General features: G+C 70.3%; 14 protein-coding genes. 3 read left to right on the top strand and 11 right to left on the bottom strand.

Annotated features, from left to right (window positions below):
* Window positions 1–136 precede the first annotated feature (136 nt).
* The 4 genes from ACIPJI_RS11220 to ACIPJI_RS11205 form a co-directional block, all read right to left on the bottom strand.
* Complete coding sequence (locus tag ACIPJI_RS11220) at window positions 137–1180, bottom strand: 3-isopropylmalate dehydrogenase (RefSeq protein ID WP_356621139.1); 1044 nt, start codon at window positions 1178–1180, stop codon at window positions 137–139.
* A gap of 80 nt (window positions 1181–1260) precedes the next feature.
* A complete protein-coding gene (locus ACIPJI_RS11215; protein WP_307708455.1) occupies window positions 1261–1389 on the bottom strand; it encodes a hypothetical protein in 129 nt (42 codons plus the stop codon).
* 275 nt (window positions 1390–1664) lie between these two features.
* Entirely contained in the window at window positions 1665–1808 is a 144-nt protein-coding gene (locus tag ACIPJI_RS11210) for a hypothetical protein (protein ID WP_307708454.1), read from the bottom strand.
* A 42-nt stretch (window positions 1809–1850) separates the two neighbouring features.
* The gene (locus tag ACIPJI_RS11205; protein ID WP_402245704.1) at window positions 1851–2258 is read right to left on the bottom strand and encodes a hypothetical protein; all 408 of its coding nucleotides are present in this window, start codon (window positions 2256–2258) and stop codon (window positions 1851–1853) included.
* 113 nt (window positions 2259–2371) lie between these two features.
* On the opposite strand from ACIPJI_RS11205, the gene ACIPJI_RS11200 reads away from it, so the two are divergent.
* On the top strand, window positions 2372–3205 hold the full coding sequence (locus ACIPJI_RS11200) for a DUF1206 domain-containing protein (protein WP_402245702.1): 834 nt from the start codon (window positions 2372–2374) through the stop codon (window positions 3203–3205).
* Window positions 3206–3314: 109 nt separating this feature from the next.
* Here ACIPJI_RS11200 and pruA read toward each other — a convergent pair whose 3' ends face one another.
* Together pruA and ACIPJI_RS11190 are read right to left on the bottom strand one after the other, a co-directional pair.
* On the bottom strand, window positions 3315–4946 hold the full coding sequence (pruA, locus tag ACIPJI_RS11195) for an L-glutamate gamma-semialdehyde dehydrogenase (protein WP_402245700.1): 1632 nt from the start codon (window positions 4944–4946) through the stop codon (window positions 3315–3317).
* A gap of 35 nt (window positions 4947–4981) precedes the next feature.
* On the bottom strand, window positions 4982–5908 hold the full coding sequence (locus ACIPJI_RS11190) for a proline dehydrogenase family protein (RefSeq protein WP_307708450.1): 927 nt from the start codon (window positions 5906–5908) through the stop codon (window positions 4982–4984).
* Window positions 5909–6079: 171 nt separating this feature from the next.
* On the opposite strand from ACIPJI_RS11190, the gene ACIPJI_RS11185 reads away from it, so the two are divergent.
* Window positions 6080–7288 carry a PucR family transcriptional regulator gene (locus tag ACIPJI_RS11185; RefSeq protein WP_402245698.1) on the top strand — a complete coding sequence of 403 codons (1209 nt, stop codon included), beginning with the start codon at window positions 6080–6082 and terminating at the stop codon, window positions 7286–7288.
* 5 nt (window positions 7289–7293) lie between these two features.
* Here the strand turns inward: ACIPJI_RS11185 and ACIPJI_RS11180 are convergent, their stop codons facing one another.
* The gene (locus tag ACIPJI_RS11180; protein WP_307708448.1) at window positions 7294–7881 is read right to left on the bottom strand and encodes a TetR/AcrR family transcriptional regulator; all 588 of its coding nucleotides are present in this window, start codon (window positions 7879–7881) and stop codon (window positions 7294–7296) included.
* A gap of 97 nt (window positions 7882–7978) precedes the next feature.
* On the opposite strand from ACIPJI_RS11180, the gene ACIPJI_RS11175 reads away from it, so the two are divergent.
* Window positions 7979–9553, top strand: a complete 1575-nt coding sequence (locus tag ACIPJI_RS11175; protein WP_307708447.1) for an MFS transporter — start codon at window positions 7979–7981, stop codon at window positions 9551–9553.
* Window positions 9554–9746: 193 nt separating this feature from the next.
* Here the strand turns inward: ACIPJI_RS11175 and serA are convergent, their stop codons facing one another.
* The 4 genes from serA to ACIPJI_RS11155 form a co-directional block, all read right to left on the bottom strand.
* Entirely contained in the window at window positions 9747–11339 is a 1593-nt protein-coding gene (gene serA, locus ACIPJI_RS11170; protein WP_307708446.1) for a phosphoglycerate dehydrogenase, read from the bottom strand.
* A 230-nt stretch (window positions 11340–11569) separates the two neighbouring features.
* Window positions 11570–12571, bottom strand: coding sequence for a ketol-acid reductoisomerase (ilvC, locus tag ACIPJI_RS11165; protein WP_307708445.1), 1002 nt, complete (start codon window positions 12569–12571; stop codon window positions 11570–11572).
* A gap of 92 nt (window positions 12572–12663) precedes the next feature.
* Window positions 12664–13188: an acetolactate synthase small subunit gene (gene ilvN, locus ACIPJI_RS11160; RefSeq protein ID WP_159686740.1), complete on the bottom strand. Its 525-nt coding sequence runs from the start codon at window positions 13186–13188 to the stop codon at window positions 12664–12666.
* Window positions 13189–13226: 38 nt separating this feature from the next.
* A complete protein-coding gene (locus ACIPJI_RS11155; RefSeq protein ID WP_402245695.1) occupies window positions 13227–15080 on the bottom strand; it encodes an acetolactate synthase large subunit in 1854 nt (617 codons plus the stop codon).
* Window positions 15081–15262: the final 182 nt, after the last annotated feature.

Here is a 15262-nt window from a genome sequence, read left to right as displayed (position 1 = left end):
ACGGCGGGAGTACGGCCCAGGTTCTGATGGTGGCACCCGGGGGCCGCACAGGAAAAGCCGCCGGGCGCGGTGGAGAATGCGACCCGGCGGCTTCTGGGGTGTCCGGGGGACGCCCCCGGAAGTCTGTTCTCCCGGGTCAGCTCGCTACTCGTACCGCGAGCGCGTCGCCGATCTGGTCCGTGGTGCGGGTCGTGCCCGGCGCACGCTCCGCCAGGTCGGCGGCCACGGCCTCCTCGATGCGGACCGCCTCGGACTCGTGGCCGAGGTGGCGCAGCAGGAGGGCGACCGACAGGATCGTGGCGGTCGGGTCGGCCTTGCCCTGGCCGGCGATGTCGGGGGCCGAGCCGTGGACGGGCTCGAACATCGACGGGAATTCGCCGGTCGGGTTGATGTTGCCGGACGCGGCCAGGCCGATGCCGCCGGTCACGGCAGCGGCGAGGTCGGTGAGGATGTCGCCGAAGAGGTTGTCGGTGACGATGACGTCGAAGCGTTCCGGCTGGGTGACGAAGAAGATCGTCGCGGCGTCGACGTGCAGATAGTCGGTGGTGACCTCGGGGTACTCCTGGCCGACCTTGTCGAAGATGTTCTTCCACATGTGCCCTGCGTAGACGAGCACGTTGTTCTTGTGGACGAGCGTCAGCTTCTTGCGGGGGCGGGAGTTGGCCCGCTCGTACGCGTCGCGGACGACACGCTCCACGCCGTAGGCCGTGTTGAGGCTGACCTCGGTGGCGACCTCTGCGGGCGTGCCGGTGCGCAGGGAACCGCCGTTGCCCGTGTACGGGCCCTCTGTGCCCTCGCGCACGACGACGAAGTCGATGTCGGGGCGACCGGCCAGCGGGGTGGCGGTGTTGGGGAACAGCTTCGACGGACGCAGGTTCACGTAGTGGTCGAAGGCGAACCGCAGCTTCAGCAGCAGACCGCGCTCCAGCACACCGGAGGGCACCGACGGGTCGCCGATGGCGCCAAGGAGGATCGCGTCGTGGTTCTTGAGGGAGTCGAGCTCCGCGTCCGGGAGGGTCTCCCCGGTGCGGTGCCAGCGCTGGGCGCCGAGGTCGTACTCCTTGGTCTCCAGCTTCACATCCTGAGGCAGGACCGCGGCAAGGACCTTCAGGCCCTGCGCCACGACCTCCTGGCCGATGCCGTCACCGGGGACAACTGCGAGATTGATGCTGCGAGACATGTCGGCACCCTACTCCGCGTCCCATCCAATGACATGGCACGTCCACCATATGGACGAGGTGGGACGCGGACGATCGTCGTTCAGTGACCGGTGGAGCCGCCGTTGTCCCGGCGGTCGAGGGCGCGCTGCAGGGCGGCGGCGGCGTTCTTGCGGTCGGACTCGCTGGTGCGGGAGGCGTGACGGACTCGGCGGGCGTTCGCAGCGGACATGATGATCGACTCCTTGAGATCAGAAGAGATTTCGAGGCGCCGGAAGGGGCGGGGAGCGCGCCGCAGGGGTTGCCTGCCTGGGGGCGCGGACTCGGAACCGCCATTCGCTGGATCGAGCGAGACGTTCGGCTCCTACAAAGCTAGGTCAGCCGAGCCGCTCTGTCTCCACAATTACTCGGACTTCCTACTATCTGAGACGCGATCACGGTCCAGGACGACAGCGCGGGCCCGCGGCGGGAGTCGGTGTCCCGGCGCGGGCCCGCAGGCGATCCGGCTCAGATCTCGAAGTCGGTCTCGAAGTCCCGTTCCGCCGTGGCGGTCGTGCCCTGTGGGGCGAGGTTGTCGCCCGGCGGCGCGTCGTCGCCCGCCCCGCCGCACATCCGGTCCGTCCCGGTGGCCGCCGTGGCGTTCCCGGTCACGCCGCAGTTGTCGCGGATGACGGCTGCCGCTGCGAAGGTCGGTCAGAGCCTGCCGCCGGTGAGGCGGGACAGCGGGCCGCGCTGCTTGAGGCCCGCACGGCGTCCGAGCGCGTACGAGCCGGCCACCGCGGTGGCGACGCCCGTCCCGGCTCCGGCCACGATCGCCTTGCGTGCCTTCACGAGCGTCCACACGACGCCTGCCTTGCCGACCGTCGCGCCGGCGGCGGTGGAGGCGGCCTGCTGGACCGTCCTGGCCGCCGTCAGTGCCTTCTCCGTGGCCGCGCCACCGATGCTCTGCGCCATCTCGCCGGTGCGGCGGGCGGTGTCCTGCGCCTTGGACGACGCCTTCGCCGGCGCCTCGGCGGCCGACCGGGTCCGCCCCTGTGCGGCGGCGGCCGTCTTCTTCGTCGTCGTACGTGCCTGGGTCGTCTTCTTCTCGGTCTCAGCCATGCCGTTCGGGTATCCGCCCACGGCTCACGCAAACTGAGCGGTCGTCATCACGTGTCGCCGCCGCCGTCCGTTTTCGGGAGAACCGCCAGGGCATCCGCGTACCGGAGGTGCCCATGAACGCACGCACATTGACGCTCCCCGGCCGCGCCCGCCGGGCGGCGAACGGTTCCGTCGTCGAAGCAGCCGCGCGCTGGGGATTCGTGGCACGCGGGGTGATCTACCTGCTCGTCGGGGCGCTGGCCCTGCACATCGCCTTCGGCGGCACCGGCCGCCAGGCGGACCGCGGCGGCGCGCTCACCCAGCTGTCGGAGCAGCCGTTCGGCTCCGTGCTGTTGTGGGCGCTCGGTGCCGGGCTGACCGGCATGGCACTGTGGCGGCTGTCCGAAGCGCTCTTCGGCGCCGCGGGAGCCGACGGGCACAAGACACACAAGCGGCTGCTGTCCGCGGGCCGCTGCGTCTTCTACGCCTTCGTCGCCTACTCCGTCCTCGCGTTCGCCGCGGGTGAGAGCGGCAGCGGCGGTGGCTCGAGCGACCGGCAGTCGCAGGACGTGACGGCCAGGGCGCTGGAGCTGCCCGGGGGCCGGTGGATCGTCGGTCTGGCCGGTGCCGGCATCGTCGTCGCCGGTGCCTGGGTCGCCGTACGTGCCGCGCTGCGCAAGTACCGCAAGCACCTGAAGCAGGGCGGCATGTCGCGCCGGACCCGGCGGCTGATCGACGTGACGGGCGTCGCGGGCGGTGTGGCACGCGGGGTGCTGTTCGCGGCGATCGGCGTGTTCGTCGTGCTCGCGGCGCTCACCTACGAACCGGAAAGGGCGAAGGGGTTCGACGACACGCTGCGGTCCTTCGCCACAACTCCCGCGGGGCCGTGGCTGCTGGCGCTCGTCGCCGCCGGGCTGGTGCTGTTCGGGGTCTTCTCGTTCGCGATGGCGCGCATGCGCCGGGTCTGAACCGGACCTGGGCGTATCAACGGGGTGCGCGGCGTCGCCACATGGAAACCGCCCCCGTTCCGGCGTGGGGGCCGGGACGGGGGCGGAGCCTTGGGGGTCGACCGGAAGGTCAGCCCATGTGCGGGTAGGAGTAGTCGGTCGGCGGGACCAGCGTCTCCTTGATCGCACGGGTCAGCGTCCAGCGCATCAGGTTCTGCGGGGCGCCGGCCTTGTCGTTGGTGCCGGAGGCGCGGCCGCCGCCGAAGGGCTGCTGACCGACGACGGCGCCGGTCGACTTGTCGTTGATGTAGAAGTTGCCCGCCGCGTAGCGGAGCTTCTCCATCGCGTGGGCCGCCGCGGCCCGGTCACCGGCGATGATCGAGCCGGTCAGCGCGTACGCCGACACCGACTCCATCTGCTCCAGCATCTCCTCGTACTTGTCGTCCTCGTAGACGTGGACGGCGAGGATCGGGCCGAAGTACTCGGTCGTGAAGACCTCGTTGGCGGCGTCGGAGCACTCGATGACGGTCGGGCGGACGAAGTAGCCGACCGAGTCGTCGTAGCTGCCGCCCGCGACGATCATGCAGGACGGGTCCGACTTCGCGCGGTCGATGGCGGCCTTGTTCTTGGCGAAGGCACGCTCGTCGATCACGGCGCCGATGAAGTTCGACAGGTCGGTGACGTCACCCATCTTGATGGCGTCGACCTCGGCCGCGAACTCCTCCTTGAAGCCGGAGTTCCAGATCGAGGCCGGGACGTAGGCGCGCGAGGAAGCGGAGCACTTCTGGCCCTGGAACTCGAAGGAGCCGCGGGTCAGCGCCGTCTTCAGCACCGCGCGGTCGGCGCTGGGGTGCGCGACGACGAAGTCCTTGCCGCCCGTCTCACCGACGATGCGCGGGTAGGAACGGTACTTCTCGATGTTGTTGCCGACCGTCTTCCACAGGTGCTGGAAGGTCTTGGTCGAGCCGGTGAAGTGGATACCGGCGAGCATCGGGTGCTCGAGGGCCACCTCGGAGACGGCGATGCCGTCGCCGGTCACCAGATTGATGACGCCCTTGGGCAGACCGGCCTCCTCCAGCAGCTGCATCAGCAGCACGGCGGCGTGGGTCTGCGTCGGGGACGGCTTCCAGACGACGACGTTGCCCATCAGCGCGGGCGCGGTCGGCAGGTTGCCGGCGATGGCGGTGAAGTTGAACGGGGTGATCGCGTAGACGAAGCCCTCGAGCGGGCGGTGGTCCAGACGGTTCCACACGCCCGGCGAGTTGGCCGGGGGCTGCTCTGCGAGCAGGTCACGCGCGTACTTGACGTTGAAGCGCCAGAAGTCGACGAGCTCGCAGGGGGTGTCGATCTCGGCCTGCTGGGCGGTCTTCGACTGGCCGAGCATGGTGGAGGCGGCCATCGTCTCGCGCCACGGGCCGGCCAGCAGTTCGGCGGCGCGCAGGATGATCGCGGCACGGTCGTCGAAGGACATCGCGCGCCACGCGGGAGCGGCGTCGAGGGCGGCGTCGATCGCGTCCTGCGCGTCCTGCTGGGTGGCGGCGGCGAAGGTGCCGATGACGGCCTTGTGGTTGTGCGGCTGTACGACGTCGACACGCTCGCCCCCGCCCATCCGCTTCACGCCGCCGATGGTCATCGGCAGCTCGATCGGGTTCTCGGCCAGCTCCTTGAGCTTGGCCTCGAGGCGGGCGCGCTCGGGCGAACCGGGGGCGTAGCCGTGCACCGGCTCGTTGACCGGGGCGGGGACCTGGGTTACAGCGTCCATGGGTTCCGTTGCTCCTTAGCGAGGGGTGGGAGGGCTCAGCCCTTGGTGATCATCGAGCGGAGGAAGAAGAGCAGGTTGGCCGGCTTCTCCGCCAGGCGGCGCATGAAGTAGCCGTACCAGTCGGTTCCGTAGGCGGTGTAGACCCGCATCCGGTGGCCTTCTGCCGCAAGGCGGACGTGCTCGTCGCTGCGGATGCCGTACAGCATCTGGAACTCGTAGTCGTCGAGCTTGCGCCCGGCGCTGCGCGCCAGCTCCTGGGTGATGGCGATCAGACGCGGGTCGTGCGACCCGATCATCGGGTAGCCGTCGCCCTCCATCAGGATCTTCAGGACGCGGACGTACGCCTTGTCGATCTCGGCCTTGTCCTGGTACGCGACGGAGGCGGGCTCCTTGTACGCGCCCTTCACGATCCGGACCCGGCTGCCGGCCTCGGAGAGGCGGCGGGCGTCTTCCTCGGTGCGGAACAGGTAGGCCTGGATCACACAGCCGGTCTGCGGGAAGTCCTTGCGGAGCTCCTCGTGGATGGCAAACATCGAGTCGAGGGTGGTGTGGTCCTCGGCATCCAGCGTAACCGTGGTGCCGATGGCGGCGGCGGCCTCGACGACCGGGCGGACGTTGGCGAGGGCCAGCTCGTGGCCGCCCTCGAGGGACTGGCCGAACATCGACAGCTTGACCGACATCTCGGCCTTGGTGCCGAGGCCCAGACCCTCGAGCTGCCCGATCAGCTCGAGGTAGGCGTCGCGGGCGGCGGCGGCCTGCTCGCGGGTGGTGATGTCCTCACCGACGACGTCGAGGGTGACCTCGAGGCCCTTGGCCACGGCCTCCTTGACGACCGGAACGACCTGCTCGACCGTCTCACCGGCGATGAACCGGGCGACGACCTGCTTGGTCCCCGGGGCGGCCGACACGAAACGGCGCATCTTGTCGCTGCGCGAAGCGGCGAGGATCACGGGACCCAGCACGGGGCACCTCCACGGAACAGGTGTTGAAGTGGCCGAAACCGAAAGCCCACGGAAACGGCACGAAGAACCACCCTGAACCTAAGGATGGCTCGGACGCCGGGCCATCGACAGCTGTCACGCATCCGTGTCCCGGATCTCAGACATATGTCTGAAGGGTGCGAGAATGGGGGCGTGAAGGGCGACTACCAGGACCTCGTCGACGAGATCTCCGCACTGCTGGCCATGCCGGCGACGCTGGAGAACCGGGACTTCGGCCTGATCGCCTTCGGCGCCCACGACAGCGACAGCGCCTTCGACGAGACCACCCTGGACCCGGTCCGCACCCGCTCGATCCTGACGCGCAGATCGACCCCGGCGGTGCGCGCCTGGTTCGAGGGCTTCGGCATCACCCGCGCCACCGGCCCGGTCCGCATCCCCGCCGCCCCGGACGCGGACGTCTACCGCGACCGGATCTGTCTGCCGGTGCGCCACCGCGGCGTCGCCCTCGGGTACGTGTGGCTGCTCGACGCGGAGCCGGGGCCGTCGGCCGCCCAGCTGTCCGCCGCGATGGAGGTCGCCGACCGGATCGGGACGCTCCTCGCGGACGAGGAGCGGGTCGGCGCGGACCTCTCCCGGGAGCTGCGGGCGGTGCTGGCGGCGGAGCGGGGCTGGCAGTACGACATGGCGGTGGCCGAGCTGGGCACCGGGCTGGGCGCGGACGCGGAGGGGCTGCACACGCTGGTGTGCGTGACGCCGTGGACCACGGGCGACGCGCCGTCCGTGCGTTCGCTCCCCGGGGCCTCCGCCCTGTGCACGGTGCCCCTGCCCGTGCGGTCCGGCGGCGGGCGTCCCGTGGAGACGGAGACCTCCGGCGACACACCTGGCGGTCCGGCCGGTGCGGTGGCCGCGCTCGTACGGCTCCGTTCCGCGGACAGCCTCTCCCCCGCGCTCTCGGCGGCGTCCCGTCTGGTGGACACGGCGGGCGGCGGCGAGGCGGCCGCCGGCGTGGCGACGCCGCTGCGCGGACTCGCCGGTCTGGGCCGCGCCTGGCGCGAGGCGGCTTCCGCCGCGCGGGCCGCGCGGGCGCAGCCCCGGCTCGGGCCCGTCGCCCGATGGTCGGACATCGGCCCGTACCGCCTGCTGACCGCCCTGCCCACGGAGGCCGCGGCGGATCCCGCGGTGGGCGAACTGCTGGCTCCCTCGCACCGCGAACTGGCCCGCACCGCGGAGGTGTTCCTCGACTGCGCCGGCCAGGCGGGGCGCACGGCCACGGCGCTGGGGATCCACCGCCAGACGCTCTACTACCGGCTCGGCCGCGTCGAGCAGCTCACCGGTCTGGACCTCGACGACGGCGAACACCGGCTGCTGCTGCACATGGCCCTCAAGAGCGCCCGGCTGTAAGCGGGTTACGGCGCCCCGCCGGCCGCCTTCATGACCCGCCGCAGCCCCTCGGCGAGTTCGTCGGCGCGGGTCGCGGTCGCCGGGTCGAAGGACCACTGGGCGATGAGCCCCATCATCAGCGTCATGTAGAACTTCCCGACCGTGTCGACGTCCTCCTCCGCGACGTCGGCCTCCGCACCGCCCATGAACATGGGGATGATGCCCCGCGCGCCTTCACGCTGGGCCCGGGCCAGATGGTCGCGCACGGCGGGCAGTTGATCGCCCATGACGACGATCTCCATGCTCAGGTGCCACAGCGAGTCCGGGCCCGACATGGTGGCGATGATGTTTTTCCAGACCTCCAAGAAGCGGTCCGTCGAACCGGGGCGCGTCCGTGTGGTCGCCTCCTCCGTGGCGTCGAAGTGGTCGGAGACGCCCTCGACCAGGGCGACGTACGCCTCCGCCAGCAGCGCGTCCTTCGAGCCGTAGTGGTAGCCGATCGACGCCAGGTTGGTCCCGGACTCCTTGACGATGTCCCGCGCCGTGGTGCGCACGAAGCCCTTTTCCATCAGGCAGCGCTTCGCGCCCTCGAGCAGATCCTCGCGATGTCCCATACCGGGCAGCGTACCGGCAGGCCATACGAGCGTCCTAGACGGATGTTTTACACAAGCGTTCTAGACAGACGTTTAATACGCCCGTACATTGCTGCGCATGACCCCACCGAGTGCCACCGCGCCCCTTGCCGGCCGTCGCGAATGGACCGCCTTCGTCGTCCTTCTGCTCCCGCTCCTCCTGGTCTCCATGGACGTCTCCGTCCTCTACTTCGCGATCCCCGCCATCAGCCTCGAGCTGGACCCGAGCAGCACACAGCAGCTGTGGATCTTCGACATCTACGCCTTTGCCCTCGCCGGGCTGCTGATGACCATGGGATCGCTCGGCGACCGCATCGGCCGCCGCAGGCTGCTCCTCGCCGGGGCGGTCGCGTTCGGTGCCGCCTCGATCGGCGCCGCGTACGCGCAGAGCGCCGAAATGCTCATCGTCGCGCGGGCGTTGCTCGGCATCGGCGGCGCGACCCTGATGCCCTCGACCATGGCCCTGGTGCGGAACATGTTCCGCGACGACAGGCAGCGCACCAAGGCGATCGGCATCTGGTCCGGGTGCATGGCGGGCGGCATCGCGCTCGGCTCCGTGATGGGCGGCGTCATGCTGGACCACTTCTGGTGGGGCTCGGTCTTCCTCGTCAACGTGCCCGCGATGCTGCTCCTACTGGTCCTGGTGCCGGTCCTGGTACCGGAGTTCAAGGACCCGGCCCCCGGCCGCTTCGACCTGCTGAGCGTGCCGCTGTCGATGGGCGCCGTGCTGCCCGTCGTCTACGGGCTCAAGGAGATCGCCGCGGACGGCTACGGCATGGTCCCGGCGATGAGCATCACGGTCGGCCTCGCGATCGGATACGTCTTCGTGCGGCGTCAGCGGGTGCGCGACGACGCGATGATCGGCAAGGAGCTGTTCCGGGCACGCGGCTTCGGCCCGGGCGTCGCCCTCAACACCGTCGCCATGTTCGCCATGATGGGCTCCGCCTACTTCACCACGCAGTACCTGCAGTCCGTGCTCGGCATGGGGCCGCTGGAGGCCGCGCTGTGGAGCACCGCGCCCTCGCTCGCCGTCGGCGTGGCCGCCCCGGTGGCCGGCACGATCGCCGCACGGACCGACCGTGCCAGGGTGATCGCCGCCGGCTTCCTGATCGCGGCGGCCGGTTTCGCCCTGCTGCTGCTCTCCGGCACCGACTCGCTGTGGATCGTGCTCGGCGGCGCCGCCGTGATCGGCTGCGGCATCGTCACCGTGATGGCGCTCGTCTCCGACCTGGCACTCGCCGCGGCACCGCCCGAGAAGGCCGGCTCTGCGGCGTCGCTGCTCGAGACGGGACAGGAATTCGGCGGCGCGCTGGGCATGGCCGTGCTGGGCAGCATCGGCACCGCGGTCTACCGCCGGGACATCGCCGCCTCGGCCCCCGCGGGCCTGCCGCCCGAGGCCCTGGACACCGCCCGCGAGACCCTCGGCGGCGCGAGCGCCGTCGCCACGGAACTCGGCGGCCCTGCCGGGGCGGAACTCCTCGCGACGGCGCGGGACGCGTTCGTGCACGGGATGCACGGGGCGGCGATCGGCGGGGCGGTACTGGTGGTGGCGGGTGCGGGGTGCGCGGTGCTGATGCGACGGGGTGTGCGGGGCGGCGGCGCCGGCGGCGGTACGGAGGAGGGGGCGGCGGCGCGGGGCGAGCTGGTGCGGTAGCCGCTGCGCGGGGCCCGTTTCCCCGCCGCGCCCCTTCCCGGACCGGGGGCTCTGCCCCCGTCCTCGCGCCTCGAACGCCGGCGAGGCTGACTTCGCGGCACGCACCCCGCCCGTGCACGGCGAAGGGGCCCGGGAGACCCGGGCCCCTTCGCCGTGCGTCGTGCTCCGCCGCGTCGAGACGCGAAACGGCGGATCAGTCCACCAGGTTCACCGACCGCGCCGACGTCGCGCCGATCTCGTCCGCGATCTCCGCCAGCACCGCCGGCGGCACCGTGTCGTCGACGGTCAGGACGACGAGCGCCTCGCCGCCCTCCTCCGCCCGCGAGACCTGCATGCCGGCGATGTTGAGACCGGCCTCGCCGAGGATCCGGCCCACGGTGCCGACGACGCCGGGGCGGTCCTCGTAGCGCAGGACGGCCATGTGGTCGGCGAGCGCCAGGTCCACGTCGTGCTCGCCGATCGCGACGATCTTCTGGAGGTGCTTGGGGCCGGCCAGCGTGCCGGAGACCGCGACCTCCTCGCCACCGGAGAGCGTGCCGCGCACGGTGACGACGTTGCGGTGGTCGGGGGACTCCGAGCTCGTCGTCAGGCGGACCTCGACACCGCGCTCCTGCGCGAACAGCGGCGCGTTGACGTAGCTGACGGTCTCGTCGACGACGTCCTCGAACACACCCTTGAGCGCGGACAGTTCGAGCACCTTGACGTCGTGCTGGGTGATCTCGCCATAGACCTCGACGTCGAGGCGGACCGCGACCTCGCCCGCGAGGGCGGTGAAGATACGGCCGAGCTTCTCGGCGAGCGGCAGGCCGGGGCGCACGTCCTCGGCGATCACGCCGCCCTGGACGTTGACCGCGTCCGGTACGAGCTCACCGGCGAGCGCGAGACGCACCGAGCGGGCGACGGCGATGCCGGCCTTCTCCTGGGCCTCGTCCGTGGAGGCGCCGAGGTGCGGGGTGCACACGACCTGGTCGAGCTCGAAGAGCGGCGAGTCGGTGCAGGGCTCCTTGGCGTACACGTCGAGGCCGGCGCCGGCGACGCGGCCCTCCTTGAGCGCCGTGTACAGCGCCTGCTCGTCGACGATGCCGCCGCGCGCGGCGTTGACGATACGGACGGCCGGCTTGACCTTGTGCAGCGCCTCGTCGCCGATCAGCCCGAGCGTCTCGGGGGTCTTCGGCAGGTGGACGGTGATGAAGTCGGAGACCTCGAGCAGCTCGTCGAGGGACAGCAGCTTGACGCCCATCTGCGCGGCGCGGGCCGGCTGCACGTAGGGGTCGTACGCGACGATCTTCATGCCGAACGCGGACATGCGCTGGGCGACCAGGACACCGATGCGGCCGAGGCCGACGACGCCGAGGGTCTTCTCGCTCAGCTCGACGCCGGTGTACTTCGAGCGCTTCCACTCGCCGTTCTTCAGCGCGGTGTTGGCCTGGGGGATGTTGCGCGCGGTGGCGACGAGCAGGCCGCAGGCGAGCTCGGCGGCGGTGACGATGTTGGACGTCGGGGCGTTGACGACCATCACGCCGGCCTTGGTGGCGGCGGACACGTCGACGTTGTCCAGACCGACGCCCGCGCGGGCGACGACACGCAGCTTCTTGGCGGCCGCGATGGCCTCGGCGTCGACCTTCGTGGCGGAGCGGACGAGGATCGCGTCGACGTCGGCGATGGCGGGGATGAGCTCCGCGCGGTCGGCGCCGTTGCAGTGCCGGATCTCGAAGTCCGGGCCCAGCGCGTCGACGGTGGCGGGCGACAGCTCTTCAGCGATGAGTACGACAGGTTTCGAGCTCACGTGAGTCCTCACAGTTGCAGTGCGGACGGCCGTCCCGACGGCCGCAGGCGGTGGAGGGGGCAAGCCGCGTGGAAGACGCACGACACTGTGGGCCTGACGCGATGGTGTTGTTGAGCAGTGTAGTGGTGCCGCACGGTGCGTCTTGCGCCTCGTTGGCAGGATCACTCGTCCGTGGCTGGACGAAGTGGCGGAGGCGAGGGGACCGGGAACCGGCCCCCTCGCCTCGTGGCTCACGCCTCGTCGTTGTCGACCCAGCTCATGAGCTTGCGCAGCTCCTTGCCCGTGGTCTCGAGCAGGTGCTCGGAGTCCTGGGTCTTGTACTCGTTGTACTTCTTCAGACCGCCGTGGTACTCGTCCATCCAGTTCTTGGCGAAGGTGCCGTCCTGGATCTCCGCGAGGACCTTCTTCATCTCGGCCTTGGTCTGGTCCGTGATGATCCGCGGGCCGGTGATGTAGTCGCCCCACTCGGCGGTCTCGGAGACCGACCAGCGCATCTTCTCGAGGCCGCCCTCGTACATGAGGTCCACGATCAGCTTCAGCTCGTGGAGGCACTCGAAGTAGGCGATCTCCGGCTGGTAGCCGGCCTCGGTCAGCGTCTCGAAGCCCGCCTTGACCAGCGCGGAGGCACCACCGCAGAGCACGGCCTGCTCACCGAACAGGTCGGTCTCGGTCTCCTCGGTGAAGGTCGTCTTGATGACGCCGGCGCGGGTGCCGCCGATGGCCTTGGCGTACGAGAGCGCCAGCGCGAAGGCGTTGCCGGTGGCGTCCTGCTCGACGGCGGCGATCGCGGGAACGCCGCGGCCCTCTTCGTACTGGCGGCGGACCAGGTGGCCCGGGCCCTTCGGGGCGACCAGGGCGACGTCGACGCCGGCCGGGGCCTTGATGAAGCCGAAGCGGACGTTGAAGCCATGGGCGAAGAACAGCGCGTCGCCGTCCTTCAGGTTGTCCTTGACGGACTCCTCGTAGACCTGGGCCTGGATCGGGTCCGGGATCAGGATCATGATGACGTCGGCCTCGGCGGCGGCCTCGGCGGGCGTCACGACGCGCAGGCCCTGCTCCTCGGCCTTGGCCTTGGACTTGGAGCCCTCGTGCAGACCGACGCGGACGTCGACACCCGAGTCACGCAGCGACAGCGCGTGGGCGTGACCCTGGCTGCCGTAGCCGATGACCGCGACCTTGCGGTTCTGGATGATGGACAGGTCGGCATCGTCGTCGTAGAACAGCTCGGCCACTGGGATATCTCCTTGGAGTGCTGGTGTTGCGTCCCACCGTACGGCGGGAGAGGACGGGGAGGTTTCGGGGTCTCGCCAGGCGAGAAGGGGAGTCAGGCGCTGCGGTCCAGGGCGCGCAGCGACCGGTCCGTGATGGAACGGGCGCCCCGCCCTATGGCGATCGTGCCGGACTGGACGAGCTCCTTGATGCCGAACTGCTCCAGCATCTTCAGCATCGCTTCCAGCTTGTCACTCGAACCGGTGGCCTCGATGGTGACGGCCTCGGGCGACACGTCGACCGTCTTGGCGCGGAACAGCTGGACGATCTCGACGATCTGCGAGCGGGTCTCGTTGTCGGCGCGGACCTTCACCAGCACGAGCTCGCGCTGGATGGCGCCGCCGGGCTCGAGTTCGACGATCTTCAGGACGTTGACGAGCTTGTTGAGCTGCTTGGTCACCTGCTCGAGCGGCAGGTCCTCGACCTGGACCACGATGGTGATGCGGGAGATGTCGGGGTGCTCGGTGACACCGACGGCGAGCGAGTCGATGTTGAAGCCGCGGCGGGAGAACAGGGCGGCGATCCTGGCCAGGATGCCGGGCGTGTTCTCCACCAGGACGGAGAGCGTGTGCTTGGACATGTGCGTCGTTCCTCTTCCTACAGCTCTTCCTGCGGCTCTCAGTCGTCTTCGTTGTCGCCGAAGTCGGGGCGGACGCCCCGGGCGGCCATGACCTCGTCGTTGGAGGTGCCTGCGGCGACCATGGGCCACACCTGGGCGTCCTCGTGGACGATGAAGTCGATGACGACCGGGCGGTCGTTGATCGCGTTGGCCTCTGCGATGACCTTGTCGAGGTCGTCGGGCGACTCGCAGCGGATCGAGTAACAGCCCATGGCCTCCGACAGCTTGACGAAGTCCGGGACGCGGGTGCCGGCGCTCTTCTCCAGGCCGGTGGCCTCGGGGCCGGAGTGCAGCACCGTGTTGGAGTAGCGCTGGTTGTAGAACAGCGTCTGCCACTGGCGGACCATCCCGAGGGCGCCGTTGTTGATGATCGCGACCTTGATCGGGATGTTGTTCAGAGCGCAGGTGGTGAGCTCCTGGTTGGTCATCTGGAAGCAGCCGTCGCCATCGATCGCCCAGACCGTGCGGTCCGGGGCTCCGGCCTTGGCGCCCATCGCCGCGGGAACCGCGTAGCCCATCGTCCCCGCGCCGCCCGAGTTCAGCCAGGTGGCGGGCTGCTCGTAGTCGATGAAGTGGGCGGCCCACATCTGGTGCTGGCCGACGCCGGCGGCGAAGATCGTGCCCTCCGGCGCGAGTTCGCCGATGCGCTGGATGACCTGCTGCGGGGCGAGGCTGCCGTCCCCCGGCTGCTCGTAGCCCAGCGGGTAGGTCTCGCGCCACCGGTTGAGGTCCTTCCACCAGGCGCTGTAATCGCCGGTGTTGCCGGTGCTGTGCTCGGCCTGGACGGCCTGGACCAGGTCGGCGATGACCTCGCGGGCGTCACCGACGATCGGGACGTCGGCGGCGCGGTTCTTGCCGATCTCCGCCGGGTCGATGTCGGCGTGGACGATCTTGGCGTACGGGGCGAAGCTGTCCAGCTTGCCGGTGACGCGGTCGTCGAAACGGGCTCCGAGGGCGACGATCAGGTCGGCCTTCTGCAGCGCGGTGACGGCGGTGACCGCACCGTGCATGCCCGGCATTCCCACGTGCAGCGGGTGGCTGTCGGGGAACGCGCCCAGCGCCATCAGGGTGGTGGTGACGGGGGCTCCGGTGAGCTCGGCGAGCACCTTCAGCTCGGCGGTGGCGCCGGCCTTGAGGACGCCGCCGCCGACGTACAGGACCGGGCGCTTGGCGCCGGTGATCAGCTTGGCGGCCTCACGGATCTGCTTGGCGTGCGGCTTGGTGACCGGGCGGTAGCCGGGCAGCTCGGTCTGCGGCGGCCAGCTGAAGGTCGTCCTGGCCTGGAGGGCGTCCTTGGCGATGTCGACGAGGACGGGGCCGGGGCGGCCGGTGGACGCGATGTGGAAGGCCTCCGCGATGATGCGCGGGATGTCGTCCGCCTTGGTGACCAGGAAGTTGTGCTTGGTGATCGGCATCGTGATGCCGCAGATGTCGGCTTCCTGGAAGGCGTCCGTGCCGATGGCCTTGCTGGCGACCTGGCCGGTGATCGCGACGAGCGGCACGGAGTCCATGTGCGCGTCGGCGATCGGGGTGACCAGGTTGGTGGCGCCGGGACCGGAGGTCGCCATGCAGACGCCGACCTTGCCGGTGGCCTGCGCGTAGCCGGTGGCGGCGTGGCCCGCGCCCTGCTCGTGGCGGACCAGGACGTGGCGGACCTTCGAGGAGTCCATCATCGGGTCGTACGCCGGGAGGATCGCGCCGCCCGGGATGCCGAACACCGTGTCGGCCCCTACTTCCTCGAGAGAGCGAATGAGGGACTGCGCACCCGTGACGTGTTCGACGGTGGCGGACGGCTGTCCGCCGGTACGGGCCCGCGGCTGCGGATGGTGGGCCCCGGAGGCCTGCTCGGTCATCGGCGTTCTCTTCTCGAAGCTGAGGGTTTTCGCGAGGTTTGATGCGGTTCTGATCTGGCTGCTGTCGGCGCCGGTGCAACAAAAAACCCCTCGTGCCGTGAGGCAAGCGAGGGGAGCGCGTCGGGAGGTGTCTGCAGAGCTGTCGGTGCGGCTCTGCTAGCCGACGCGCTTTCCAAGTACGA

Source organism: Streptomyces sp. NPDC086835 (assembly GCF_044745705.1).
Taxonomy (GTDB): domain Bacteria; phylum Actinomycetota; class Actinomycetes; order Streptomycetales; family Streptomycetaceae; genus Streptomyces.
Note: the sequence above shows the minus strand (reverse complement) of the source record. Positions and strands in the feature narration are given on the sequence as shown.